Here is a 24,177-nt window from a genome sequence, read left to right as displayed (position 1 = left end):
TTTCATGGCAGAAAGAAAGCAACACCCTATTCAAAAACGGATTCGGAAATTTTCTCGAGTCGAAAAAGCCTTCTATGGCTCCATTATTTTAACAGCGATTATCCTTGCAGTCAGTATTGTGTTTATGCAGACCAAGCTATTGCAGGTCAACCATGATTTGACTGAAGTTAATGCTCAGATTGAGTCAGAGCAGGCTGAATTGGATAATATTAAGCAAGAAGTGAATGAATTGACACGTTATGAAAGGCTGTCCCAGTTGGCCAGCTCTCAGGATATGAAACTCCAAAAGGGAAATCGTAAGACAGTGAGTACAACCAATGAGTAATAGATTTTTAAAAAATATTCAGCGATATGCTTTAAAAAATAGACAAAGCCCAGAATACAATCGACGAAAAGTTGGAAAAAGTATGAGTGCCTTGGCCGTCTTTCTTTTTTTCATTTTCTTGATTAATTTTGCGACCATTATCGGGACAGATCAGAAATTTGGTGTTAATTTGTCAAAAGGTGCCAAGCAAGTACACCAAAAGACAGTTGTTGTCGCTGCCAAGCGAGGAACGATCTATGACCGCAACGGTGTCCCGATCGCTGAAGATGCAACAACCTATAACATTTATGCTGTTATTGATAAAAAATACAAATCCGCTGCTGGCAAGGTCCTCTATGTGGAGGAGTCTCAGTATGAAAAGGTTGCTGAGATTCTTAATCAACATCTAGGAATAGACAAGGACTATGTTAAGCAGCAGCTTGCGCAAAAGGATTTAAAACAGGTTTCTTTTGGTTCTCAAGGAAATGGGATTACCTATAGCACCATGAGCTCTATCCGGCAAGCGATGGAGAAGGAAAAGATAGAGGGGATTGATTTTACAACTAGCCCTAACCGCAGCTATAGTAACGGTATCTTTGCTTCGCAATTTATCGGTCAGGCTCAGATGCAAGAGGATAAAGAAGGTAATAAAACACTTGTGGGAACCTCAGGTATGGAGCAGTCGCTAGACCGTATCTTGGGCGGTCAGAATGGTCTGGTTACCTATGAAAAAGACAGCAAAGGAAACATCATCCCAGGTTCAGAGGAAGTTTCTGTTAAGACAGAAGACGGAAAAGATGTATATACAACCCTCTCTGCCCAGCTACAGACCTACTTGGAAACGCGGATGGATGCCTTCCAAGAAAAAGCGAAGGGTAAATTTGTCAGTGCGACTTTGGTCAGTGCTAAGACAGGTGAAATTTTAGCAACGACCCAGCGTCCGACTTATAATGCGGATACCAAAGATGGATTGAATGCTGAGCATTTGAAAACTTGGAATAACTTCCTTTACCAGACGCAGTATGAGCCTGGATCAACGATGAAAGTTATGACTCTAGCCTCAGCGATTGATAATGGATCCTTTAATCCAACCGGAACATACGATAACTCGGAATATAAGATTGCAGATGCTACCATCCGCGACTGGGATGTAAACATGGGGTTATCAACAGGACAAGTCCTGACCTATGCTCAAGGTTTTATATACTCTAGTAATGTTGGGATGACACGTATTGAGCAAGACATGGGAGATGCCAAGTGGATAGACTATCTATCAAAATTCAAATTTGGCTTACCGACTCGTTTTGGGATGGGATATGAAGAATATGGTGCCTTGCCTACAGACAATGCTGTAACCATTGCTATGAGTTCCTTTGGACAAGGAATTGGGGTAACCCAAGTGCAGATGTTACGTGCCTTTTCGGCTATTTCAAATGATGGTGTTATGTTAGAGCCGAAATTTATCTCTGCTATTTATGATTCACGAACGGGTAGTGCCCGCAAATCCCAGCCAGAAATCGTTGGTCATCCAGTTTCAGGAAAAGCAGCGAAAACGACTCGGGACTATATGATTCAGGTTGGAACGGTCCCTTATTATGGAACACTGAATATCGGCGGAGAACCGGTTATCAAGGTTTCTGGGCAAGATGTGGCCGTGAAATCCGGAACAGCCCAAATTGCGACAGCTAAGGGCTATTTGGAAGGGGAGAATAATAACATTTACTCCGTGGTAGCCATGACGCCGGCAGAAAGTCCAGATTTCATTATGTATGTCACTGTTCAGCAGCCTGAAGTTAAATTTTCACCACTTTTCTGGCAGGAAGTTGTCAATCCAGTCTTGGAAGAAGCTGTGGCACTTAAAGACAGCTTGAATCTGAGTGGTGATAGTCCTGCTTTGGAATTGGTTGAAAAAGAAACAACCTATAAAATGCCATCTATCGATGGTTTGACCAAACAACTGAAGTTAAAAAATCAAATTAGCCCAGGAGGCTTGGCTGATGAGCTTCGCCGCAATCTAGTACAGCCCGTTATTTTAGGAACAGGCAGTGAAATCAAGAAGATTTCTGTAAAAGAAGGGCAAGAACTAAAAGCCAATCAACAGATTTTGATTTTAAGTGATAACTTTGAAGATTTGCCAGATATGTATGGCTGGACCAAGGAAAATGTGGAGCAATTTGCTGAATGGCAAGGGCTGGAAGTCAATTTTAAAGGCAAAGGCTCAAAGGTTGTCAAGCAGAAGGAGAAGGTCAATACAGACCTGAAAAAATTGAAAAAAATAACCGTTACATTGGGAGACTAGCATGTTAACAGCAATTATTGCAGGAATTCTGACCTTTATCCTAACCCTTGTTGGGATTCCTGCCTTTATCCGTTTTTATCACAAGGCTCATATATCAGGTCAGCAGATGCATGAGGATGTCAAGCAGCATCAGGCCAAGGCTGGAACGCCGACAATGGGGGGAACCGTCTTTCTGGTTGCTTCTGTTTTGGCTAGTTTTGTGACAGCTTTGCTTTCCCAACAGCTGTCCAACGGCTTGGTTATGATTCTCTTTATCTTGGTTCTCTACGGCATTGTTGGCTTTTTGGATGATTTCCTCAAGGTCTTCCGTAAGATTAATGAAGGCCTGAATCCTAAACAGAAACTAGCTCTGCAGCTGGTAGGGGGAGTTATCTTTTATTTCTTCTACAATCAGCACGGGGCAGGAGACTCTCTCAATGTCTTTACGATTCCAGTGCAGCTAGGCTTTCTCTATATCTTCTTCGTCCTCTTTTGGCTGGTTGGTTTCTCCAACGCTGTCAATCTGACCGATGGAATTGATGGCTTGGCTAGTATCTCCGTTGCGATTAGCTTGGTGGCTTACGGGGTCATTGCTCTGGAGCAGAAGCGCTTTGACCTTCTGATTGTCATTATCAGCATGATTGGTGGTTTGCTAGGCTTCTTTGTCTTTAACCACAAGCCAGCTAAAATCTTTATGGGGGATGTGGGAAGTCTTGCCTTGGGTGGTATGCTTGCTGCCCTCTCCATTGCCTTGCACCAAGAGTGGACCTTGCTTCTCATCGGAATCGTCTATGTCTTTGAAACGACTTCTGTTATGATGCAGGTGACTTATTTCAAGCTGACAGGTGGCAAGCGGATTTTCCGTATGACGCCAGTACATCACCACTTTGAGCTTGGTGGCTTTTCTGGTCATGGCCAGCCTTGGAGCGAATGGAAGGTCGACTTCTTCTTCTGGGGCGTAGGCCTCTTAGCTAGCTTGCTGACTTTGGCCATTCTATATTTGTAATATGAAGGTGGGTGTAAGCCCGCCTTTTCTTGTCCTGAGCCGAGCAGAAAAGATATTTTTCTGGTATAATAGATAAGATTAAGAGTAAACAGAGGAAAAAATGAAATTTACAGAATTTAACTTTAAAGATTATATTCAGGAAGCCCTCAAGGACCTGAACTTTGTGGAAGCAACAGAGGTTCAAGAAAAGCTGATTCCGGTGGTGTTATCTGGCCGAGACTTGGTTGGAGAGTCCAAAACAGGATCAGGCAAGACCCATACCTTCTTGCTGCCTATCTTCCAGCAATTAGATGAAGAGGCGGACAGTGTCCAAGCGGTGATTACAGCACCCAGCCGAGAATTAGCAACCCAGATCTATCAGGCTGCCCGTCAACTGGCTAGCTTTTCGGAGCAAGAGATTCGAGTGGCCAACTATGTCGGCGGAACTGACAAGGCTCGTCAGATTGGCAAGCTAGAGTCCAGCCAGCCCCATATCGTCATTGGAACACCAGGGCGGATTTATGACTTGGTTGAGTCAGGCGATTTGGCTATCCACAAGGCCCACACCTTTGTTGTGGACGAGGCTGACATGACGCTTGACATGGGCTTTTTGGAGACGGTCGACCGGATTGCGGCTCGCTTGCCTAAAGACCTGCAGTTTTTAGTTTTCTCGGCTACTATTCCGCAGAAGCTTCAACCTTTCTTGAAAAAATACCTATCTAATCCGGTCATGGAGCAGATTAAGATCAAGACGGTGATTGCCGATACCATTGATAACTGGCTCTTGTCAACCAAAGGGCGAGATAAGAATGCCCAGATTTATGAGATTAGTCAGCTCCTCCAGCCTTATCTGGCGATGATTTTCGTCAATACTAAGACTCGAGCGGATGAATTGCAAGCCTATCTAACTGCGCAAGGTCTAAAAGTGGCCAAGATTCACGGTGATATCCCGCCGCGGGAGCGCAAGCGTATCATGAATCAGGTCAAGAATCTTGATTTTGAGTACATTGTTGCAACGGACTTGGCGGCTCGGGGGATTGACATCGAGGGGGTCAGTCATGTCATCAATGATGCCATTCCGCAGGATTTGTCTTTCTTTGTCCATCGTGTTGGTCGGACTGGACGAAATGGCCTTCCCGGCACAGCCATTACCCTTTATCAACCGAGTGACGATTCAGATATTCGAGAGTTGGAAAAGCTGGGCATCAAGTTTACTCCTAAGATGATCAAAAATGGGGAATTTCAAGATACCTACGACCGAGATCGCCGTGCTAATCGGGAGAAGACCAAGGAAAAGCTGGACACAGAAATGATTGGTCTGGTCAAGAAGAAAAAGAAAAAAATCAAGCCAGGCTATAAGAAGAAAATCCAATGGGCGGTTAATGAGAAGCGCCGCAAGACCAAGCGAGCTGAAAATCGTGCACGTGGTCGAGCAGAACGCAAGGCTAAGCGCCAGACATTCTAGCCATAAATTCTTTTTATGGACGATATAGAAAAATTATATTTTAAAGACCAGTGAAACTATGATAGACTAGGATTACTGGTCTATTTTATTGTCATTTCCCACTTAGCTATTAAAGATTTAAAGATTATCTATTCTTGATGCCAAATAGTTTGCATCTGGGTCAAATTATGATAGAATAATGCATTATCGAGAAAGAGAAGTAATTAAAATGTTTACAACTTATATCCTAGCTGCAAACTGGTATGAAGAGCTCTTGAAGCTCCTTCCAGACGGCAAATTATTTAGTTTACGGGCTGTTTTTGATGCCATTCCAGCGATTTTGAAAACCTTGCCTGTCACACTTTTGTTGACGCTGGGTGGGGCATTTTTCGGCATTATCTTGGCCATGATTTTCGCGGTAGTCAAGATTAACCGCACAAGAATTCTGTATCCCATTCAGGCTCTCTTTGTGAGCTTCCTCCGTGGGACGCCCCTTTTGGTTCAGCTCATGCTGACCTATTTTGGGATTCCGCTCCTGCTGAAAGCCATCAATCAAAAGTATGGGACGGCTTTTAATATCAATGCCATCCCTGCCTCAGTCTTTGCAATTATTGCCTTTGCCTTCAATGAAGCGGCCTATGCCAGCGAGACGATTCGGGCAGCCATTCTTTCAGTGGATGCGGGTGAGATTGAGGCGGCTCGCAGTCTGGGAATGACCAATCGCCAAGTCTATCTGCGGGTCATCATTCCAAATGCAGCAGTTGTGGCAACACCTACTCTGATCAACTCCCTTATTGGCTTGACCAAGGGAACATCTCTGGCCTTTAGTGCGGGCGTCGTAGAAGTCTTTGCCAAGGCTCAGGCTATCGGTGGGGCGGATTATCGTTATTTTGAGCGCTTCATTTCCGTTTCCATTATTTACTGGATTGTCAATATCGTGATTGAGCAAATCGGTCGTGCGATTGAAAAGGCCATGGATATCAAGGTGCCAGCTAATCTGGAAAAAACGGAGCAAGCGCAAGGAGGTAGGATTTGATGATTAAAATTTCCCAGTTAAGTAAGGAATTTTCTGGCCAAAAGGTCTTGGATAACCTGAGTTTGGAAATTCAAAAAGGAGAAGTCATTGCTCTAATAGGCTCCTCAGGTGCTGGTAAATCAACCTTCCTGCGCAGTCTTAATTATCTGGAACAGCCAGACAGCGGAAGGATTGAAATTGATAACTTCAAGGTGGATTTTTCAACTATTTCACCAGATGAAATCTTGACGCTGCGTCGAAAATTGGCCATGGTTTTCCAACAGTTTAATTTATTTTCCCGTCGGACAGCTCTGGAAAATGTCAAGGAAGGTTTGCTGGTAGTTAAAAATTTGTCTGACCAAGAAGCGACTAAAATTGCCAAGAAAGAGTTGGCAAAGGTGGGTCTGTCTGATCGTGAGAATCATTATCCCAAGCATTTATCAGGCGGTCAAAAACAGCGGGTGGCTTTAGCGCGAGCCTTGGCCATGAAGCCAGATGTTCTCTTGCTAGATGAGCCGACCTCAGCCCTTGACCCAGAGCTAGTCGGTGAGGTAGAGAAATCCATTGCTGACGCTGCCAAAGCAGGACAAACCATGATTCTGGTCAGCCATGATATATCTTTTGTTTCTCAGGTAGCAGATCGGGTGCTTTTCTTGGATAAGGGCCATATTATCGAGTCAGGCAGTCCGGAGGAGATTATCAATCATCCCAAGGAAGCTAGAACCAAAGAATTCTTTGCTAGTTACAAACGGACTTATATTTGATATAATAGAGAAAGTGAAAGCTCAGTTGGCTAGACCAGCTGGGTTTGTTTTCGACTAAAACCTTTTTAAGGCAACTGATTATTGAGGAGCTGACATGTTAATTAAGATTTTTTCTCTCTATATCCAAAGTCTCATCTATACGACGATTCTGGTAGGACTTGCCGATGGCTTCTGGCTTCTATTGCAGAGACTTGGTCGCAAGGATCGAACTCTTGCGGTAGGCCAAAGCCAAATTTACGATCTTCTTTTGATTACAATTATGACGATTCCAATTTTGTCTTTTGCGATTTTTGGCTTACTGGTTGTTCTTAAAGCTTAAATACTTGTAAAAGATGCGCTAGTCTGTTAGAATAACAGTAGTTACAACAAAGAGAAAGGAAAAAGATGATGTACGATACAATGATTATTGGAGCTGGTCCTGCGGGAATGACAGCAGCCCTATACGCAGCTAGAAGCAACTTAAAAGTGGCCCTACTTGAACGCGGTATTTACGGCGGCCAGATGAATAATACTGCGGAGATTGAAAATTATCCCGGTTATGCTCGTATCAGCGGACCAGAGCTGGCTGAAAAGATGTTTGAACCCTTAGAAAATCTAGGAGTAGAGCATCTATTTGGTCAGGTTGAAAAGATTGAAGACCATGGCGACTTTAAGAAAATCATTACTGAGGATGAAGCCTTTGAAACCAAGACAGTGATTTTAGCTCCTGGCGCCAACCATCGTCATCTAGGAGTTCCTGGCGAGGAAGAATACAATAGCCGCGGTGTTTCCTACTGTGCGGTCTGCGATGGTGCTTTTTTCCGTGATGAAGATCTCTTAGTGGTCGGAGGCGGCGATTCTGCCGTTGAAGAAGCGATTTTCCTCACGCGCTTTGCCAAGTCTGTGACCATTGTTCACCGTCGTGACCAATTGCGGGCGCAAAAGCTCTTGCAGGAGCGGGCCTTTGCCAATGAAAAAATCAGCTTTATCTGGGATTCCGTCGTAAAAGAAATCAAAGGAGACGACCGCAGGGTAACCAGTGTGGTTTTTGAAAATGTAAAAACGGGGCAAATCAGCGAGTCAGACTTTGGTGGCGTCTTTATTTATGTCGGCCTAGATCCTGTTAGCGACTTTGTCAAAGATCTGGGTATTTGCGATGAAGCTGGCTGGATTGTGACGGATCAACATATGAAAACAGCTATTGACGGCATTTATGCTATTGGTGATGTCCGTCAGAAAGACCTGCGCCAAATCACCACAGCCGTTGGAGACGGAGCAGTCGCAGGCCAAGAAGTTTATAAATACATCACAGAACATTAAAGAGGAAGAGGTTGGGATAAGATCAAAAAATGATTCATTTTTTGGTCTGTCCCAGCTCTTTTTTTATTTTTGTTTACGAATTACATAATGGAAAGAATAGGTTTCGATTCAGTTTTGGATTAAGCAAAACAAATTTGTTACCAATTTGTAATAATTGTCCTATTATGCTACAATAAAGGTGTGCAACTCTAAAAAGGATGGAGAAAGCGTATGAAAACAAAAGGATTAGTTTATCTAGCTAGTACAGCTATTTTATTAGCAGCCAGTGCTAATAGCGTTTTTGCTGACGAAACAAATCAAGCAGCAAATGATAGACAGCAAACGGAACCTTCAGTTGCTGTGACCAATCGAGATACTTCTAAACAGGCGGATCTAGCTGGCAAGTCTTCAGAAGTAGATTCTGAGACAAAGAAAGATAGTGGTGTATCTGAGGCTTCTTTAGGCAAAGACGAAAAAGTCGCTTCAACTTCCTCTGAAAAGGAGGGTAACTCGTCAATTGAACAGCCTAAGAACGATTTGGCATCAGTCCCTTCTGAAAACATTTCTTCAGGGAGATCTTCATTTAGATCTGTGACAGCTTCTTCTGATGAGCCACAAGAAGCAGAAACAAGAGCAGAATCAGAGCCAAAAGCGAGAGTTTCTCGGGCAGCTGATGACAAGCCTCAAGGCACTATCAATATTACAAATGTGGATCCAAATGCTGGTACTTTCGATGTGCATGTAACCAATATCTCATCCCCTAAGCCCATCAAAAAAGTCGCCCTACCAACTTGGTCCAGCGTGAATGGTCAGGATGATATTATCTGGTACGATGCTAAACGACAAGTGGATGGCACCTATAAAATTAGTGTTACAGCTCGTGACCATAAGATGTCCACAGGTGAGTACAATATCCACCTCTATTATCTGTTGGAAGATAATCAGTTGGTCGGTGTAGGCGGTACAAAAACAACTGTTACCATCGGCAAACTACAAGGAAAAATTGATATTGTCAATAATAATCCAGATACAGGCAGTTTCGATGTTGTTGTCTCAGGAGTTTCTAATCCTTATGGTGTGAAAAAAGTTGTTGTTCCAGTCTGGTCTAGTGTCAATGGACAAGACGATCTAGTTTGGTATGAGGCGCAGCGCCAGACCAATGGCAACTACACTGTCACAGTCAAAGCTTCCCACCACAAGAACTCTCTAGGTGAGTACAATATCCATCTCTATTATGTTCAGGATAATGGCCAGTTGGTCGGTGTAGGTGGTACAAGGACTACAGTTTCTAAGGCTCAGCCTAAAGGAACGCTGAAAATTGAAAACAATAATCCGGATACGGGCAGCTTTGATGTTGTTGTTTCTGGTGTTTCTAGTCCTTATGGCGTCAAGGAAGTCAAGTTACCGACCTGGTCCAGTGATAAAGGTCAAGATGACCTGATCTGGTACACAGCAGTCAAGCAGGCGGATGGTACCTATCGGGCAACCGTCAAAGCAGTAAATCATAAGAAATCAACAGGCGAATACAATGTTCATCTTTACTATATTCAAGATGACGGTCAGCTGGTTGGTGTAGGTGGCACTCGAACAACAGTTAGCCTATCTCAACCTAAAGGAACCTTGAAAATTGAAAACAACGATCCAGCTACTGGTAGCTTTGATGTCGTTGTCTCTAACGTTTCCAATCCTTTTGGTGTTAAGGAAGTCAAGTTGCCGACTTGGTCTAACGATAAAGGTCAAGATGATCTAGTCTGGCATACAGCAATCAAACAGTCTGATGGTACTTATCGAGCTCGTATTCAGGCTCGCGATCACAAATATTCTTTGGGAGACTATACTATTCATCTTTACTATATCCAAGATGACGGTCAATTAGTCGGTGTAGCAGGCACCCAGTTCAGTTTAGCAGCCAAGCCTAAAGGGACTTTGAAAATTGAGAACAATAATCCGGATACGGGCAGCTTCGATGTTGTTGTGTCTGATGTTGTCAGTCCTTTTGGCGTCAAGAGCGTGCATCTGCCGATTTGGTCTAGTGATAAAGGTCAAGATGATATTGTTTGGTATACAGCGACCAAGCAGTCCGATGGCACCTACAGGGCTAGCATTCAAGCTCATAATCATAAAATGTCCACAGGTGAGTATCATATCCACCTCTACTACCTTCAAGATAATGGCCAGATGATTGGGGTTAGTGGCACAACAACCACTGTTTCTGTCGCTAAACCAAAGGGAACTCTCACGATTGCCAATAACAACCCAACAACAGGTAGTTTTGATGTTGTCGTGAGCGGGGTGAGTAGTCCAGAGGGAGTTCGTGAAGTGCTTCTGCCAACTTGGTCAAGCGCCAATGGTCAGGATGATATTATTTGGTATCGAGCTGCCAAGCAGGCTGATGGTAGCTACAAGATGAATATTAAGGCGAGCGACCATAAATATTCTACAGGTGAGTACAATGTCCATCTCTATTATGTAGGGAATAATGGCCAGTTGGTCGGAGTTGGAGGGACCAAGACGACCGTATCTCTAGGAACTCCCAAAGGTAAGTTGACTATCCAGAATAATAATCAACAGACAGGTACCTTTGAAGTGGTAGTTTCTGAAGTTGAGAATGCTTATGGTGTCAAGGAAGTTAAATTGCCAACCTGGTCAAGTGCTAACGGTCAGGACGACATTATTTGGTATACAGCAGTCAAGCAAGCCGATGGTACTTACAAGGCACAGGTCAATCTACGTGACCACAAGTATTCTACAGGCGAATACAATATCCACCTCTACTATGTTCAGAATGATGGCCGTATGGTCGGGGTTGGAGGCACGAAGATAACAGCGAATGTAGCTTCAGAACACATTAAGCCAACGGGTCAAATCACCATTAAAAATAATAATCCTCGATTAGGCACTTTCGAAGTTGTAGTGACCAATGTTTATAGTCCAAAAGGAGTCAAGGAAGTCAAATTGCCAACTTGGTCAAGTGTCAATGGTCAGGATGACATTGTTTGGTATCGGGCTCAAAGGCAAGCCGATGGTAGTTATAAGGCCTTGGTACGCACCTCTAGCCATAAATATTCTACGGGAGAATACAATATTCACCTCTACTATGTTCAAAATGATGGTAGTTTGGTAGGCGTTGGTGGAACGACTACAACAGTCAGCAGAGGAGTTTATGATACGCCATATTATTCACAACGTGATCCTAGATGGGCTGGTTTATATTATGGGAAATATAATTTAGCAGCTACTGGCTGTGTTCCTACTACATTAGCAATGGCTATTTCTGGTATTACAGGTCAAACTGTTTTACCAACAACCGTAGCGGACTACCTTTATCATCACACAGACTCCTTTAACAAAAATAGTCTATTTGGAACGTCAAGTAAGGGGATTGTCCAAGGGGCACAGAACTGGGGACTGACCACAGATGTCTTGCATTCATCAGCAGCCCTTAAAGAAGCTTTGGCAGCAGGTCATCATGTCATGGCGGCTGTTGGTAATAGCGTATTTGCTAGCTATCCTGTTACCCATGAGATAGTCTTGAGAGGCTATCAAAATGGCCAAACCCAGGTCTATGATCCTTATAATGCTAATAATAACGGTTGGTACTCAGTGGATTATATCTTTGGTTCAAAGAGCGGAGCGCCTGAAGATAATACAGAAGGCTCACCATTTATCTCTGTGAGAGCTTAGATTGCAGCTGGTCACAAAATATTTATATGGGACTCTAGCCCACTTTAGTGAGCTAACAGTGTCTACATTCAAGAGGTTGGGACAAAAGAGTCCCAGCCTCTTTTTTATGGCTACATTATAGATATGGTACAAGAAAAAAACTCACAGAGCCTCAACTAGTGTGAACTGTAAGTTGCTAGCCCACCAGCTCCACTATGAGATTCTATGAGTTTTTGATCATCATACCATATTGGAAGATGATTTGCGTATTCATCTTGAATGCTTTCAAAAGTGCCAGTTGCAACTTATGCCCTAACGAATGAGCACACTTCCCCAATAATATTTCCATCTTGTTTTTTCAAGGTATTTTTTGAATGCGATCAATTCGTTAGACTTATTCTTGAGCACCTCGTCACATACAAAAGGATACAACTTAAATGCCAAATAACTGATTTGGTCCCCCTTCTGTAGCCCTTTGGCACTATTTAGGAGCTCTTCCCGTAACTTTGAGCTAATGATGATACTATCGTTATTATAGATCCTGTCAATCTGTTGGTAGTATTCATCTCTCTTCTTGCGATTTCTAGTAAATATCATAACGAAGATCTCCTTACAATTTTAAATATATAATTAGCCAGATAAAAACAAGAAAACTAGACAGTGGAGCTTACAAACCTTGGATTGTATCATCCCAAAATGGGTCACAATAGTATTGTCCCAGCAGATTTGTAGAGTTTTCTGTACTTCATAAGGTAGGAGCGAACATTCGTTCTTAGGTCATTATAGCAAATATTTTTTTGAATATCAATTTTAAGTGTCTAATCGCTGTCAAAATTTTGATAATAGAAACAATAGACCTATAGTGTTTAAGGAGAACAATTTGCTGGTCATTCGCTGCTATCAAAATCAATATAAACGAACGAAAAAATCATTTTTAAACCCGCAAAAAGACGTTAAAGAATTGATCTGGATGGAGTGGATTGCGGATTAAGACAGTGCTTCGCTCAATGGCTTGAAGTTTATTTTCTAAGCGCTAGTTTCTGCTTCTGCAATTTGCATTTTAAAAAAATCTCTTTTAGTGGTATAATAAGGGTAATATCTTAGAGAAAAGAGTTCATTTATGACAAATTATGCCGTTATTTTGGCTGCGGGTAAGGGTACTCGCATGAAATCAGATTTACCAAAGGTCTTGCACAAGGTGGCAGGAATTTCCATGCTAGAGCACGTTTTCCGTAGTGTCAGTGCGATTGAGCCTGAGAAGACTGTTACTGTTATCGGGCACAAGGCGGAGCTGGTTGAGCAAGTCTTGGCAGATCAGACCGAGTTTGTCTGTCAGACCGAGCAGCTAGGAACTGGCCATGCGGTCATGATGGCTGAGCCTGTTTTGGAAAATCTAACTGGTCAAACCTTAGTTATTGCTGGCGATACTCCCCTGATTACGGGAGAAAGCCTGAAAAACCTGATTGATTTTCATATCAATCACAAGAATGTTGCGACAATCCTGACTGCTGAAGCGGACAATCCTTTTGGCTATGGCCGGATCGTGCGCAATCAGCACGGAGAAGTCATCAAAATCGTTGAGCAAAAAGATGCTTCTGATTTTGAGCAGCAAATCAAGGAAATCAATACAGGGACCTATGTCTTTGACAATGCTCGTCTCTTTGAGGCTCTCAAAAATATCAATACCAACAATGCGCAGGGAGAATACTATATCACAGATGTGATTGGAATTTTCCGTGAAAATGGGGAAAAAGTCGGTGCTTATACGCTGAAAGACTTTGACGAAAGTCTCGGTGTCAATGACCGCGTGGCTTTGGCGACAGCTGAAAGCATTATGCGCCGCCGGATTAACCAGCAGCACATGATTAACGGTGTCAGCTTTGTCAATCCAGATGCGACTTATATAGATATTAATGTAGAAATCGCGCCTGAAGTTCAAATCGAAGCCAATGTGACTCTGAAGGGTCAAACCAAGATTGGGGCGGAGACTATTCTGACCAATGGGACTTATATTGTAGACTCAGAAATTGGTCAGCGAGCGGTCATTACAAACTCGATGATTGAAGAGTCTAGCTTGGCAGATGGCGTGACGGTCGGGCCATATGCTCATATCCGTCCAGGTTCTAGTCTGGCCAAGGATGTCCATGTCGGTAATTTCGTTGAAGTCAAGGCGTCTTCGCTAGGTGAAAACACTAAAGCTGGCCATTTAGCCTATCTGGGAAACGCTGATTTAGGAGCCAATGTCAATATTGGGGCTGGTACAATTACGGCCAATTACGATGGGCAGAATAAGTATAAGACGCTGATTGGGAATAATGTTTTTGTCGGCTCTAACTCAACTATCGTTGCTCCAGTAGAGTTGGGTGACAATTCCTTGGTTGGTGCAGGCTCGACTATTACAAAGAGTGTTCCAGCAGATGCTATCGCTCTAGGACGTGGTCGCCAGACCAACATGGCAGAATACGCCAAGCGTCTCCCTCATCACCCTCAAAATAAGTAGGTGTAGTCATGGAATTTGAAGAAAAAACCGTCCAACGGACGGAGATTTATCAAGGACCGATTTTCAAAGTGGTTCAGGATCAGGTGGAACTGCCAGATGGTAAGGGTCAAGCTCAACGAGATTTGATTTTCCATAATGGCGCGGTGGCTGTGATTGCCATCACTCCGGAAAACAAAATGATTTTGGTTAAGCAGTACCGCAAGGCCATTGAAGCGACTTCTTATGAGATTCCAGCTGGTAAGCTAGAAGTAGGAGAGAACGCAGATCCTCATGCAGCTGCCCTGCGTGAATTGGAAGAAGAGACGGGCTACACTGGCCAGTTGGAGCTGGTTTATGATTTTTACTCTGCTATCGGTTTTTGCAATGAGAAAATCAAACTCTACAGCGCCAGCCATTTAACAAAGGTCGAAAACCCTCGTCCTCAAGACGAGGATGAAACATTAGAACTTTTTGAAGTCAGTCTGGAGGAGGCACATCAGTTGCTGAAAAACGGTGATATCTGCGATGCCAAGACCATCATGGCTCTTCAGTACTGGCAACAAAAAAATCTGAATAAATAGGAACGTAGATCAATGGGAAAAGCTTTATTAACAGATGAAATCATTGAGCGGGCCAATCGCGGAGAACATATTGATGGTCCCTTGCTGATGGACGATGAAGAAACTAAGGTCATTTCTATTGCTAGAAAAGGAACTTTCGGCTATGCTGCTCCACGGCAAGCTGTCACTCAGGATACTCTGCAGATTGAAGTTGAACCGACAGTTATCAAAAGTCGTCGAATCGAAAATCAAAAACGAAGTATTTTTCAGGCTAAATTAAACAAAATCCTATTCTGGATTGTGCTTCTCTTGATTGGATTAATTGCGGCCATTATTTGGCTATGATAAAGAGGGGAGTGAGGGAAACGAGAAGATGAAACTCTGCTTTCTCTCCCTCTTTTTAATGTAAAGAAGGAAAGAATGAATCATGAAAATCGGAATTATTGCGGCTATGCCTGAGGAGTTGAAGCTGCTGGTAGAGCATCTGGAAATGGCTGAAAAACACCAGCGCCTAGGGCATGTTTACTATACTGGTCGTATCAAGCATCATGAGGTTGTACTGGTAGAAAGTGGAATCGGCAAAGTTATGTCGGCCATGAGTGTGGCTGTCTTAGTCAATGACTTTAAGGTAACAGCGGTCATCAATACAGGTTCTGCTGGCGCAGTGGCCTCGGGCTTAGAAATCGGAGATGTAGTGGTGGCAGATCGTTTGGTTTACCATGATGTGGATGTAACAGCTTTTGGCTATGATTACGGTCAAATGGCACGGCAGCCCCTCTACTATGAAGCCAGTCGCTACTTGGTTGAGGAGATGAAAGCAGTGTTGGAAAAGACCCAGCAGACGAGCCGAGTTGGCTTGATTGCGACGGGAGATAGTTTTATCGCTGGACAGGACAAGATTGACCAAATTAAACAACATTTTCCTGATGTTTTGGCAGTCGAGATGGAGGGAGCAGCTATTGCTCAAGCCGCGCATTCTCTTGGTTTGCCTTTTATGGTCATTCGCGCAATGAGCGATACAGCCAGCCATGATGCCAATATCACTTTTGATGAATTTATCCTAGAAGCAGGCAAGCGCTCAGCTGAAACTCTCATTCAATTATTGAATAACTTAGACTAAAAAAGAGAGTGGGAAAGAAATCGGTAATTCGTTAGAATTCGATTTCGTCGTCCCACCTCCGCACAGTTGAATAGGGCTGTAAAAGCTGATGAAATCAGCCTAGTAGAGCCCACTAAACTACTGCGTCTTGCTCGACAATCCAAAGACAATTGAGGAGGCTGGGACAAAAAGATTTTGATTTTAGGAATTCTTTATTATAAATTTTTAAAATCGATAGATTAGACAAAAAAGCGAACAAGACAGAATTCTGAGTGTCAGATAACTCCGTTTTGTTCGCTTTTTATATTTGAGGTCAGACTTCTGTCCCAGCCTCTTTTTGTGTATGATAACACTATTTGACGATAGGCTGTTTATTAGAGTCTAAGGTAAAGCCTTCTCCTAAGATTTCATGGGCTTCTGTAATAGTTGTAAAGGCAAATGGATCGATGTCATTGATGAGTTTCTTCATTTGCTGCATTTCGTTACGAGAAACGACGCAATAAACGATTTGCAAATTTTGCTTGCTATAGAAGCCTTGTCCTTGCAGATAGGTAATCCCTCTTCCAAGTTTTTCATTGATGGCTTCAGCTAGTTCTATTGGTTTGCTAGTGACAATCAGGAAGCCTTTGCCAGCGAAGCCACCCTCAGCAATCAAGTCAATAACACGAGAGGTGATAAAGACAAACATGAGTGTATAAGAAACCATGCGTAGATCTTTGAAGACTAAAAGAACCAGAGAGATCACGATAAAGTCCACTGTCAGCATGAGGCGGCCCATGGAGATGCTGGTATATTTATTGAAGATACGAGCTACAATATCGGTCCCACCAGTCGTCCCTCCAGCATTGAAAATGATTCCTAGACCAACTCCAAGAATAATTCCCGTTCCAAGGCAGGCTAGTAAGACGTCGCCATCTAAGGAAGAAAAGAAATAGTCTTGTAAATGTTTGGAAGAAGGTAGCAATTCGAATAGTTTAAGCCAAGCTGATACAGAGAAAGTCCCTAAAATACTAAGGTAAAGGGTGCGATTTCCCAGTAATTTCCAAGCGAGAATAAAGAGTGGAATATTGATGACCAAATTGGTGGTTGATACAGGAATCTTGAAGAGGTAGTAGACAATCAAGGTGATCCCCGTTGCTCCGCCTTCATACAAGTGAAAAGGAATCACCAAATAATGAATCCCAAAAGAAAAAATTCCAGCCCCCAGAATGATGGCCAGTATATTTTTAAATTTAAACATCAGACACTCCTAAGAATTTTCTGACTCTATTTTATCAAAAGTTTTCATTTTTGAAAATAATATGAAATAGTTTTCGAGAAATTCTTCTATGGGCTTTTGGGATATTTTTTGGTACAATAAAGCATAGACTAAAATAGGAATTTCTGTAGCCATTGGCAGAATGAATGTAAAAGGAAAACAATGAAAAAAGGTGTTTTTATATCGCTAGAAGGCCCAGAAGGTGCTGGGAAAACCAGTGTTTTAGAGGCTTTGCTTCCTCAGCTGAAAGAGATGGGCTATGAATTGCTGAAGACTAGAGAGCCTGGCGGTGTCGCTATTTCTGAAAAAATCCGCGAGGTGATTTTGGATAAGGGGCATACAGCCATGGATGCTAAGACGGAGCTGCTGCTTTATATTGCCAGCCGACGTCAGCATTTGGCGGAGAAGGTTCTGCCTGCCTTGGAGCAAGGGACATGGGTCTTGCAAGATCGTTTTATTGATAGCTCAGTGGCTTATCAAGGCTATGGACGGGGCTTGGCAGTTGACGATGTGGAATGGCTCAATCAGTTTGCAACAGATGGCCTCAAGCCAGATTTGACCCTTTATTTCGATATTGATGTCAAGGAAGGGCTGGCTCGCATTGCTCGAAATAAGGAGCGTGAAGTCAATCGTTTGGATCTGGAAGGTCTAGATCTGCATGAGCGCGTGCGTCAAGGCTATCTGACTATTTTAGAAAAGGAACCAGAACGTGTCGTAAAGATAGATGCTAGTCAGCCGCTGGAGCAAGTAGTGGCCGACAGTTTGGCAGCTATCAAAGAACGTTTTATCAAAGAAAAATGACAGTAGAAGAATTATGTCAGGCCCAGCCTCAGCTTACAGAAACTTTTCAGCAAATATTAGAAGCAGGGCGACTCAATCATGCTTATTTATTTTCAGGGAATTTTTCCAGTTTTGCTATGGCTTTGACCTTATCCCAGAGTCTCTTTTGTGAGAGTCGTCAGGGAGTTTGGCCCTGCGGTACTTGTAGAGCTTGTCGCTTGATTGAGAGTGAGGATTTCTCAGATGTGACGGTTGTCCGGCCAGTGAATGGCATTATCAAAACGGAGCGCATTCGTGAGTTAGTGAGAAATTTCTCCCAGAGCGGTATGGAGGGCAACAGACAGGTCTTTATCATCTGTGATGCGGATAAGATGCACGTCAATGCCGCTAATTCTCTCCTCAAGGTCATCGAAGAGCCCCAGAGTGAGATTTATATCTTTCTTTTGACAGCCGATGAGCATCTGATTTTGCCGACCATCAAGAGCCGAACACAGATTTTTCACTTTCGGAAGAATCAGGCTGCTCTCCAGCACCAGCTGGAAGAGGCTGGCTTAATCAAAAGTCAGGCTGAGTTGCTGGCTGCATATAGCCAAACCCAGGAAGAGGCCGATCAGTTGGTTTCTAACAAGCCTTTCTTTGAGCTAGTCAGTGAGAGTCAGCGATTTGTTAAAGCTGCTCTGACCAATGAGAATCAGGTTTATCTCCAAGTGGCTAAGCTAGCTAAATTGGCTGAGGACAAAGATAAACAGGAGCAGGCCCTTAAAATCTTGGAGGTCTTGCTGGCCAAGGAACTTGGAAGCGAGGCAGGTCGCAAGAAACTAGAAGATCTCTTAGAAGCAAAGAAGATGTGGCGAGCCAATGTGTCTTTTCAAAATGCTCTGGAATACATGATTTTAAAAGCCAGTGCCCAAGCAAGATAGGAGCAGAAAATGAATAAAAAAGAACTATTTGATGCCTTGGATGATTTTTCTCAGACGCTTTTAGTGACCCTTGCCGAGGTAGAGGCTATCAAGAAAAATCTTAAGAGTGTCGTGGAGGAAAATATCGTCCTCCAGCTAGAAAATGACAAGCTGAGAGAGCGACTAGGTGAGGTAGAGCAAGCAGCACCGGTTAAAATCAATAAAAATCGGGACAATCTCCGCAAATTGTACTACGATGGCTTTCATGTGTGTACAGATTTCTATGGTCAGCGCCGAGAAAATGATGCGGAGTGCATGTTCTGTGATGAGTTGTTATTCAGGGAGTAGAAATGCAGATTCAAAAGAGTTTTAAGGGACAGTCGCCCTACGGTAAGCTGTATTTGGTGGCGACTCCCATTGGAAATATGGATGATATGAGCATTCGCATGGTCAATACCCTCAAGGAAGTGGATGTCATTGCGGCCGAAGATACCCGAAATACAGGACTTTTGCTCAAGCACTTTGGGATTGAGACTCGGCAAATCAGCTTTCATGAGCACAATGCTCAGGAAAAGATACCGGTCTTGCTGGACTTGCTCAAGTCAGGACAAAATCTGGCTCAGGTATCGGATGCTGGCTTGCCAAGCATTTCGGATCCAGGGCATGATTTGGTCAAAGCGGCTATTGCTGAGGGCATTGCTGTGGTGACGGTTCCGGGTCCCAGCGCTGGGATTTCCGCTCTGATTGCCAGTGGTTTAGCGCCTCAGCCTCATATTTTTTATGGTTTCTTGCCTCGCAAGGCTGGTCAGCAGAAGGAATTTTTTGAGAGTAAAAAATCCTATCCAGAGACACAGATCTTTTACGAATCTCCTCACAGGGTCAGGGCTACGCTGGAAAATATGCTGGAAGTCTATGGCGACCGCTCGGTAGTCTTGGTTCGGGAGCTCACCAAAATCTACGAAGAATACCAAAGAGGAAGGATTTCTGAGTTGATAGACTCTCTGTCAGAGAATGCACTCAAGGGCGAGTGCCTCCTGATTGTGGCTGGTGCAAGTCTGGAGAAGGAAGACAAAGTGGATGCGGATCTTTTGGCTGAAATTGACAGCTTGGTCCAATCCGGTAGCAAGAAAAATCAGGCCATCAAAGAAGTAGCCAAAAAATACGGACGCAATAAGAGTCAGCTCTATGCTCTTTATCATGAAGAAGACAGAAACTAGTCCTATTCGACTAGTTTTTTTGTTAAAAACCCTCCTTTTGTTCGGGAATTCCCCACAAGGTAAAATATATTTGAAAGAATTATAGAAATTTTCTGAACATTGTGATATGATAGACAAAATACATTTTTGGAGGTAGGATATGACCATTTACAATTTTTCTGCTGGACCGGCAGTATTGCCCAAGGAAGTCTTGAAAAAAGCTCAGGCCGAGTTTTTAGACTATGCCCAAAGCGGCATGAGCGTGATGGAGCTATCCCACCGATCCAAAGAATTTGACGATATTATCAAAGAAGCTGAGAGCTTGCTGCGTGAGCTCATGGCTATTCCAGACAATTACCGCGTGCTATTTCTGCAGGGGGGGGCTTCTACCCAGTTTAGTATGATTCCGCTCAATCTCGCTAAGGGCGGCAAGGCCTACTACCTAGTAGCTGGATCTTGGGGCAAGAAAGCCTACACAGAAGCAGTTAAGCTGGCTAAGGCAGTGCCTTTTGAACCTATTCTCTTGGCTTCGTCAGAGGACTTGAACTATGCGGAAATTCCTTCTTTTGATGAAAAGGAGATTGATCCGCAGGCGGCTTATGTGCACCTGACCACCAATAATACCATCGAAGGAACGGCTATTTATGACCTGCCAGTAACCAATGGCGTGCCGATTGTGGCGGACATGTCTTCTAATATCCTGGCTGCTCAGTACCGAGTAGAGGATTTCGGTTTGATTTATGCTGGGGCTCAGAAGAATATCGGACCTGCCGGTGTGACAGTGGTCATCATTCGTGAGGATTTGCTCAATGAAGAGCCAGTTCTATCTAGTATGCTGGACTACCGTATTCAGGCGGACAATGACTCTCTCTACAATACACCACCGACTTTTGCCATCTATATAGCCAAGCTGGTCTTTGAATGGGTCAAGGAGCTGGGTGGCGTAGCAGAAATGGAAAAGCGCAATCGCGAAAAATCAGGTCTCTTGTACGACTTCATTGAGCAGTCAGACTTTTACCGCAGTCCAGTCCGTTATAAGGAGCAGCGCTCTGTGGCCAATATTCCCTTTGTGTCTCCTAGCCCAGAGCTGGATACCAAGTTTAACAAGGAGGCTGCAGCGGCAGGCTTCAAGAATATCAAGGGACACCGCAGCGTAGGCGGCATGAGAGCTAGCCTCTACAATGCCTTTCCGCTCCAAGGAGTCAAGGACTTGATTGCCTTTATGCAGAAATTTGAAGAAGAAAATTCTTAAGGGAGGGTATCTATGGTCTTTAGTGTCAAAACCTTTAACAATATCAATCAAATCGGGCTCAAGGAGCTGGGCAATGCTTTTCAGATTGACGGAGACAAGTCTGACAATCCTGATGCTTATATCCTGCGCAGTCAAAACCTGCATGGACAGGAATTTCCAAGTAATCTAAAAGCTATTGCAAGGGCAGGTGCAGGAACTAATAATATTCCTGTTGACCAGGCAACAGCTCAGGGAATCGTGGTCTTCAATACGCCTGGAGCCAATGCCAATGCGGTGAAAGAAGCGGTCTTGGCTTCGATTCTCTTGTCTGCCCGTGACTATATCGCAGCTAATAGCTGGGTCAACGGTCTCTCCGGAGACGATGTTCCCAAGCAAGTGGAAGCTGGCAAGAAACAGTTTGCTGGGACAGAGATTGCAGAGAAGACTTTGGGAGTCATTGGTCTGGGAGCTATCGGCGGTCGTATTGCTAACGATGCCTATCGTCTGGGGATGAACGTCCTTGGCTATGATCCTTATGTATCCATTGAAACGGCCTGGAATATCTCTAGCCATGTCAAGCGGGTAGCGGACATCAAGGAAATCTTTGAGAAGAGTGATTATATCACTATCCACGTCCCTCTGACTGAGGATACTCGTGCTACCTTTGATCAAGCGGCTTTTGAAGCCATGCAAAAAGGTACCACAATTATCAATTTCGCTCGGGGTGAGCTGGTGGACAATGCGGCCCTCTTTGAGGCCTTAGAAGCTGGTGTAGTCAAGCGCTATATCACAGACTTTGGTGTAGAAGAGCTGCTCCGTCATCCGCAGATTACTGTCTTTCCACATCTGGGTGGCTCGACAGAGGAAGCTGAGCTCAACTGTGCCATTATGGCTGGGAAAACCATCCGACGCTTCATGAAAACGGGCGAGATTATCAACTCTGTGAATTTCCCTAATGTTCGTCAGTCGCTCTCAGCTCCTTACCGGATTACCTTGATTAACAAAAATGTGCCGAATATTGTGGCTCGGATTTCAACAGCGGTCAGTGATTTGAATATCAATATCGACAATATCATCAATCGCTCTAAAGGTGATTACGCCTATACTCTGCTGGATCTGGATGAGTCGGACGAAGGCAAGATTCAGGAGCTGGTGGATAAATTTGAGAATAGCGACAATATTGTGCGCGTGCGTTTGATTAAAAAATAACCAAGAAATAGACGGTGTTTCTTCATGGAATGCGTCTGTGCCTGCCGATGAGCCTTTCGCTTGTCTGCTTTTTCTAATGAGTCTCGGCTTGACAAGGAGGAGCTAGCTGGGCTATCATAGGGACGGAGGAAAAACAATGTTACAATTTATTGAATACCCAAAATGCTCTACTTGCCGCAAGGCCAAGGCTGAGCTCAATCAATTAGGACTGGACTTCGAAGCGGTGGATATTGTCAAGGAAACGCCTAGCCAAGAGCAACTTTTGCAATGGATGACTCATTCTGATTTGGAGATTAAGTCTTTCTTTAATACCAGTGGTATCAAGTACCGAGAATTGGGGCTCAAGGATAAGGTGCCTCAGTTTTCTGCTGAGGAGGCAGCCGCACTTTTGGCGACCGATGGCATGCTGATTAAGCGACCACTGCTAGTCCAAAATGATCGGATTGTACAAGTTGGTTACCGAACGGAATACAAAGAACTAAATCTTTAGTCAAAGACGGGAAATTTCCTGTCTTTTTATATTTTGCTGAAACAATTGAATTTGGCTAATCCATAGGGGCGCAGTATTTGATATGATTTCTAAGAAAGTCCCAATCAAAATCCTATAAAAGTTTCTCTTTTTATGAGAAAATAGAGGAAAAGATTGGAGGGATGTTTATGGCAGAAATTTATCTAGCAGGCGGCTGTTTCTGGGGCTTGGAGGAATATTTTTCTCGGATTGAAGGCGTTGAGGAGACGACAGTAGGCTATGCCAATGGGCAAGTGGAGTCCACCAACTACCAGCTCATTCACCAGACCGACCATGCGGAGACGGTGCACTTAATTTATGACGAAGAAAACATCAGCCTACGAGAAATTTTGCTCTACTATTTCCGAGTCATTGACCCCTTATCTATCAACAAACAGGGTAATGATATAGGCCGTCAGTATCGGACAGGTGTTTACTATGTCCGTGAGGAAGATCGCGCCACTATCGAGCAGGTTTTTGCTGAACAGGAGGAGCAATTAGGACAAAAGTTGGCTGTAGAGCTAGAGCCTTTGCGCCATTATATCTTGGCCGAGGATTATCATCAGGACTATCTCAAGAAAAATCCGACGGGTTATTGCCATATCAATGTCAAGGATGCTGAGCAGCCCTTGGTAGATGCGGGCCATTATCCTAAACCTAGCCAGCAGCAACTCAAAGCAGTGCTAAGTGAGGAGCAGTATCAGGTGACCCAGCAGAGCGCAACGGAGCGCCCTTTCCATAATGCTTACAACGCGACTTTTGAGGCAGGGATTTATGTGGATGTGACAACTGGCGAACCACTCTTTTTTGCGGCTGACAAGTTTGAATCGGGTTGCGGCTGGCCTAGCTTTGCTCGTCCTATCGCTCGCGAGGTTATCAAATATTATCAAGATTTGAGTCATGGCATGGAGCGAATCGAAGTACGGAGTCGTTCAGGAAATGCCCATCTGGGTCACGTCTTTACCGACGGTCCGCAGGAATTAGGTGGCTTGCGCTATTGCATCAACTCAGCGGCCCTGCGATTTATTCCTAGAGAGCAAATGGAAGAGGAAGGCTACGGCTACCTGCTATCCTATATGGACTAATACTCACTTTTGTCGCTTGTCAACCTTTTCAAAATCTAGCTAAACTAGACAGAAATAATCAGCCAATCTCCTCTTTTCTAACGCTCCAAGCATTTATATATGTAAATACCATAGAAAAGTGTATAATGGTTAGGAAAAGATA

22 protein-coding genes are annotated in these 24,177 nt (G+C 43.8%); 21 read left to right on the top strand and 1 reads right to left on the bottom strand.

All coding sequences use genetic code 11. The features are described 5' to 3' along the window. Window positions 1–4 precede the first annotated feature (4 nt). The 13 genes from ftsL (at window position 5) to FZ941_RS07375 (ending at window position 15,890) form a co-directional block, all read left to right on the top strand. Window positions 5–325: a cell division protein FtsL gene (ftsL, locus tag FZ941_RS07440; RefSeq protein WP_005591835.1), complete on the top strand. Its 321-nt coding sequence runs from the start codon at window positions 5–7 to the stop codon at window positions 323–325. Beyond that, the gene (gene pbp2X, locus FZ941_RS07435; RefSeq protein ID WP_148887410.1) at window positions 318–2,603 is read left to right on the top strand and encodes a penicillin-binding protein PBP2X; all 2,286 of its coding nucleotides are present in this window, start codon (window positions 318–320) and stop codon (window positions 2,601–2,603) included. Before ftsL ends, pbp2X begins: the two co-directional genes overlap by 8 nt. Before the next feature lies 1 nt (window position 2,604). After that, complete coding sequence (mraY, locus tag FZ941_RS07430) at window positions 2,605–3,588, top strand: phospho-N-acetylmuramoyl-pentapeptide-transferase (protein ID WP_148887409.1); 984 nt, start codon at window positions 2,605–2,607, stop codon at window positions 3,586–3,588. Window positions 3,589–3,688: 100 nt separating this feature from the next. Further along, on the top strand, window positions 3,689–5,032 hold the full coding sequence (locus FZ941_RS07425) for a DEAD/DEAH box helicase (RefSeq protein WP_148887408.1): 1,344 nt from the start codon (window positions 3,689–3,691) through the stop codon (window positions 5,030–5,032). 208 nt (window positions 5,033–5,240) lie between these two features. Continuing rightward, a complete protein-coding gene (locus tag FZ941_RS07420) occupies window positions 5,241–6,047 on the top strand; it encodes an amino acid ABC transporter permease (RefSeq protein ID WP_148887407.1) in 807 nt (268 codons plus the stop codon). After that, on the top strand, window positions 6,047–6,790 hold the full coding sequence (locus FZ941_RS07415) for an amino acid ABC transporter ATP-binding protein (protein ID WP_148887485.1): 744 nt from the start codon (window positions 6,047–6,049) through the stop codon (window positions 6,788–6,790). Before FZ941_RS07420 ends, FZ941_RS07415 begins: the two co-directional genes overlap by 1 nt. A gap of 94 nt (window positions 6,791–6,884) precedes the next feature. After that, complete coding sequence (locus FZ941_RS07410) at window positions 6,885–7,109, top strand: DUF4059 family protein (protein ID WP_061423483.1); 225 nt, start codon at window positions 6,885–6,887, stop codon at window positions 7,107–7,109. A 68-nt stretch (window positions 7,110–7,177) separates the two neighbouring features. Further along, entirely contained in the window at window positions 7,178–8,089 is a 912-nt protein-coding gene (gene trxB / locus FZ941_RS07405; protein WP_148887484.1) for a thioredoxin-disulfide reductase, read from the top strand. A 210-nt stretch (window positions 8,090–8,299) separates the two neighbouring features. After that, window positions 8,300–11,752: a GBS Bsp-like repeat-containing protein gene (locus tag FZ941_RS07400; protein ID WP_148887406.1), complete on the top strand. Its 3,453-nt coding sequence runs from the start codon at window positions 8,300–8,302 to the stop codon at window positions 11,750–11,752. Window positions 11,753–12,851: 1,099 nt separating this feature from the next. After that, the gene (gene glmU, locus FZ941_RS07390) at window positions 12,852–14,231 is read left to right on the top strand and encodes a bifunctional UDP-N-acetylglucosamine diphosphorylase/glucosamine-1-phosphate N-acetyltransferase GlmU (RefSeq protein ID WP_148887404.1); all 1,380 of its coding nucleotides are present in this window, start codon (window positions 12,852–12,854) and stop codon (window positions 14,229–14,231) included. A gap of 8 nt (window positions 14,232–14,239) precedes the next feature. Continuing rightward, window positions 14,240–14,791 (top strand): NUDIX hydrolase, encoded by a 552-nt coding sequence (locus tag FZ941_RS07385; protein WP_148887403.1) that lies wholly within the window; start codon window positions 14,240–14,242, stop codon window positions 14,789–14,791. A gap of 12 nt (window positions 14,792–14,803) precedes the next feature. Next, entirely contained in the window at window positions 14,804–15,115 is a 312-nt protein-coding gene (gene macP, locus FZ941_RS07380; protein ID WP_015605302.1) for a cell wall synthase accessory phosphoprotein MacP, read from the top strand. A gap of 82 nt (window positions 15,116–15,197) precedes the next feature. After that, window positions 15,198–15,890: a 5'-methylthioadenosine/adenosylhomocysteine nucleosidase gene (locus FZ941_RS07375; protein ID WP_148887402.1), complete on the top strand. Its 693-nt coding sequence runs from the start codon at window positions 15,198–15,200 to the stop codon at window positions 15,888–15,890. Between the two features lie 331 nt (window positions 15,891–16,221). Here the strand turns inward: FZ941_RS07375 and FZ941_RS07365 are convergent, their stop codons facing one another. Next, window positions 16,222–17,109 (bottom strand): YitT family protein, encoded by an 888-nt coding sequence (locus tag FZ941_RS07365; RefSeq protein ID WP_148887401.1) that lies wholly within the window; start codon window positions 17,107–17,109, stop codon window positions 16,222–16,224. A 180-nt stretch (window positions 17,110–17,289) separates the two neighbouring features. Between FZ941_RS07365 and tmk the strand changes: the two genes are divergently transcribed. From tmk to msrB, 8 genes are all read left to right on the top strand, one after another. Next, on the top strand, window positions 17,290–17,928 hold the full coding sequence (tmk, locus tag FZ941_RS07360; protein WP_148887400.1) for a dTMP kinase: 639 nt from the start codon (window positions 17,290–17,292) through the stop codon (window positions 17,926–17,928). Further along, window positions 17,925–18,827, top strand: coding sequence for a DNA polymerase III subunit delta' (locus FZ941_RS07355; protein WP_148887399.1), 903 nt, complete (start codon window positions 17,925–17,927; stop codon window positions 18,825–18,827). The genes tmk and FZ941_RS07355 overlap by 4 nt, the downstream gene beginning before the upstream one ends. A 9-nt stretch (window positions 18,828–18,836) precedes the next feature. Continuing rightward, window positions 18,837–19,154 (top strand): DNA replication initiation control protein YabA, encoded by a 318-nt coding sequence (gene yabA, locus FZ941_RS07350; protein ID WP_005591852.1) that lies wholly within the window; start codon window positions 18,837–18,839, stop codon window positions 19,152–19,154. 2 nt (window positions 19,155–19,156) lie between these two features. After that, a complete protein-coding gene (gene rsmI / locus FZ941_RS07345) occupies window positions 19,157–20,023 on the top strand; it encodes a 16S rRNA (cytidine(1402)-2'-O)-methyltransferase (RefSeq protein ID WP_148887398.1) in 867 nt (288 codons plus the stop codon). Between the two features lie 139 nt (window positions 20,024–20,162). Continuing rightward, window positions 20,163–21,254 (top strand): 3-phosphoserine/phosphohydroxythreonine transaminase, encoded by a 1,092-nt coding sequence (gene serC / locus FZ941_RS07340; protein WP_148887397.1) that lies wholly within the window; start codon window positions 20,163–20,165, stop codon window positions 21,252–21,254. Window positions 21,255–21,266: 12 nt separating this feature from the next. Beyond that, the gene (locus FZ941_RS07335) at window positions 21,267–22,442 is read left to right on the top strand and encodes a 3-phosphoglycerate dehydrogenase family protein (protein WP_148887396.1); all 1,176 of its coding nucleotides are present in this window, start codon (window positions 21,267–21,269) and stop codon (window positions 22,440–22,442) included. Window positions 22,443–22,578: 136 nt separating this feature from the next. Next, on the top strand, window positions 22,579–22,932 hold the full coding sequence (locus tag FZ941_RS07330) for an arsenate reductase family protein (protein ID WP_148887395.1): 354 nt from the start codon (window positions 22,579–22,581) through the stop codon (window positions 22,930–22,932). A gap of 167 nt (window positions 22,933–23,099) precedes the next feature. Next, window positions 23,100–24,035: a peptide-methionine (R)-S-oxide reductase MsrB gene (gene msrB, locus FZ941_RS07325; RefSeq protein ID WP_148887394.1), complete on the top strand. Its 936-nt coding sequence runs from the start codon at window positions 23,100–23,102 to the stop codon at window positions 24,033–24,035. Window positions 24,036–24,177: the final 142 nt, after the last annotated feature.

The sequence above is a fragment of the Streptococcus sp. Marseille-P6264 genome (assembly GCF_902460355.1).
Taxonomy (GTDB): Bacteria; Bacillota; Bacilli; order Lactobacillales; family Streptococcaceae; genus Streptococcus.
The sequence above is the reverse complement of the archived record's forward strand: the minus strand, read 5'-3'. Positions and strand labels throughout refer to the sequence as shown.

What these genes read in the sequence shown, in the direction of transcription:
- FZ941_RS07335 (WP_148887396.1), top strand. Translation starts at nt 21,267, where the DNA reads ATGGTCTTTAGTGTCAAAACCTTTAACAATATCAATCAAATCGGGCTC.
- glmU (WP_148887404.1), top strand. Translation starts at nt 12,852, where the DNA reads ATGACAAATTATGCCGTTATTTTGGCTGCGGGTAAGGGTACTCGCATG.
- macP (WP_015605302.1), top strand. Translation starts at nt 14,804, where the DNA reads ATGGGAAAAGCTTTATTAACAGATGAAATCATTGAGCGGGCCAATCGC.
- FZ941_RS07415 (WP_148887485.1), top strand. Translation starts at nt 6,047, where the DNA reads ATGATTAAAATTTCCCAGTTAAGTAAGGAATTTTCTGGCCAAAAGGTC.
- yabA (WP_005591852.1), top strand. Translation starts at nt 18,837, where the DNA reads ATGAATAAAAAAGAACTATTTGATGCCTTGGATGATTTTTCTCAGACG.
- FZ941_RS07420 (WP_148887407.1), top strand. Translation starts at nt 5,241, where the DNA reads ATGTTTACAACTTATATCCTAGCTGCAAACTGGTATGAAGAGCTCTTG.
- serC (WP_148887397.1), top strand. Translation starts at nt 20,163, where the DNA reads ATGACCATTTACAATTTTTCTGCTGGACCGGCAGTATTGCCCAAGGAA.
- FZ941_RS07400 (WP_148887406.1), top strand. Translation starts at nt 8,300, where the DNA reads ATGAAAACAAAAGGATTAGTTTATCTAGCTAGTACAGCTATTTTATTA.
- FZ941_RS07355 (WP_148887399.1), top strand. Translation starts at nt 17,925, where the DNA reads ATGACAGTAGAAGAATTATGTCAGGCCCAGCCTCAGCTTACAGAAACT.
- ftsL (WP_005591835.1), top strand. Translation starts at nt 5, where the DNA reads ATGGCAGAAAGAAAGCAACACCCTATTCAAAAACGGATTCGGAAATTT.
- mraY (WP_148887409.1), top strand. Translation starts at nt 2,605, where the DNA reads ATGTTAACAGCAATTATTGCAGGAATTCTGACCTTTATCCTAACCCTT.
- FZ941_RS07365 (WP_148887401.1), bottom strand. Translation starts at nt 17,109, where the DNA reads ATGTTTAAATTTAAAAATATACTGGCCATCATTCTGGGGGCTGGAATT.
- FZ941_RS07425 (WP_148887408.1), top strand. Translation starts at nt 3,689, where the DNA reads ATGAAATTTACAGAATTTAACTTTAAAGATTATATTCAGGAAGCCCTC.
- rsmI (WP_148887398.1), top strand. Translation starts at nt 19,157, where the DNA reads ATGCAGATTCAAAAGAGTTTTAAGGGACAGTCGCCCTACGGTAAGCTG.
- FZ941_RS07375 (WP_148887402.1), top strand. Translation starts at nt 15,198, where the DNA reads ATGAAAATCGGAATTATTGCGGCTATGCCTGAGGAGTTGAAGCTGCTG.
- msrB (WP_148887394.1), top strand. Translation starts at nt 23,100, where the DNA reads ATGGCAGAAATTTATCTAGCAGGCGGCTGTTTCTGGGGCTTGGAGGAA.
- FZ941_RS07410 (WP_061423483.1), top strand. Translation starts at nt 6,885, where the DNA reads ATGTTAATTAAGATTTTTTCTCTCTATATCCAAAGTCTCATCTATACG.
- FZ941_RS07385 (WP_148887403.1), top strand. Translation starts at nt 14,240, where the DNA reads ATGGAATTTGAAGAAAAAACCGTCCAACGGACGGAGATTTATCAAGGA.
- pbp2X (WP_148887410.1), top strand. Translation starts at nt 318, where the DNA reads ATGAGTAATAGATTTTTAAAAAATATTCAGCGATATGCTTTAAAAAAT.
- FZ941_RS07330 (WP_148887395.1), top strand. Translation starts at nt 22,579, where the DNA reads ATGTTACAATTTATTGAATACCCAAAATGCTCTACTTGCCGCAAGGCC.
- trxB (WP_148887484.1), top strand. Translation starts at nt 7,178, where the DNA reads ATGTACGATACAATGATTATTGGAGCTGGTCCTGCGGGAATGACAGCA.
- tmk (WP_148887400.1), top strand. Translation starts at nt 17,290, where the DNA reads ATGAAAAAAGGTGTTTTTATATCGCTAGAAGGCCCAGAAGGTGCTGGG.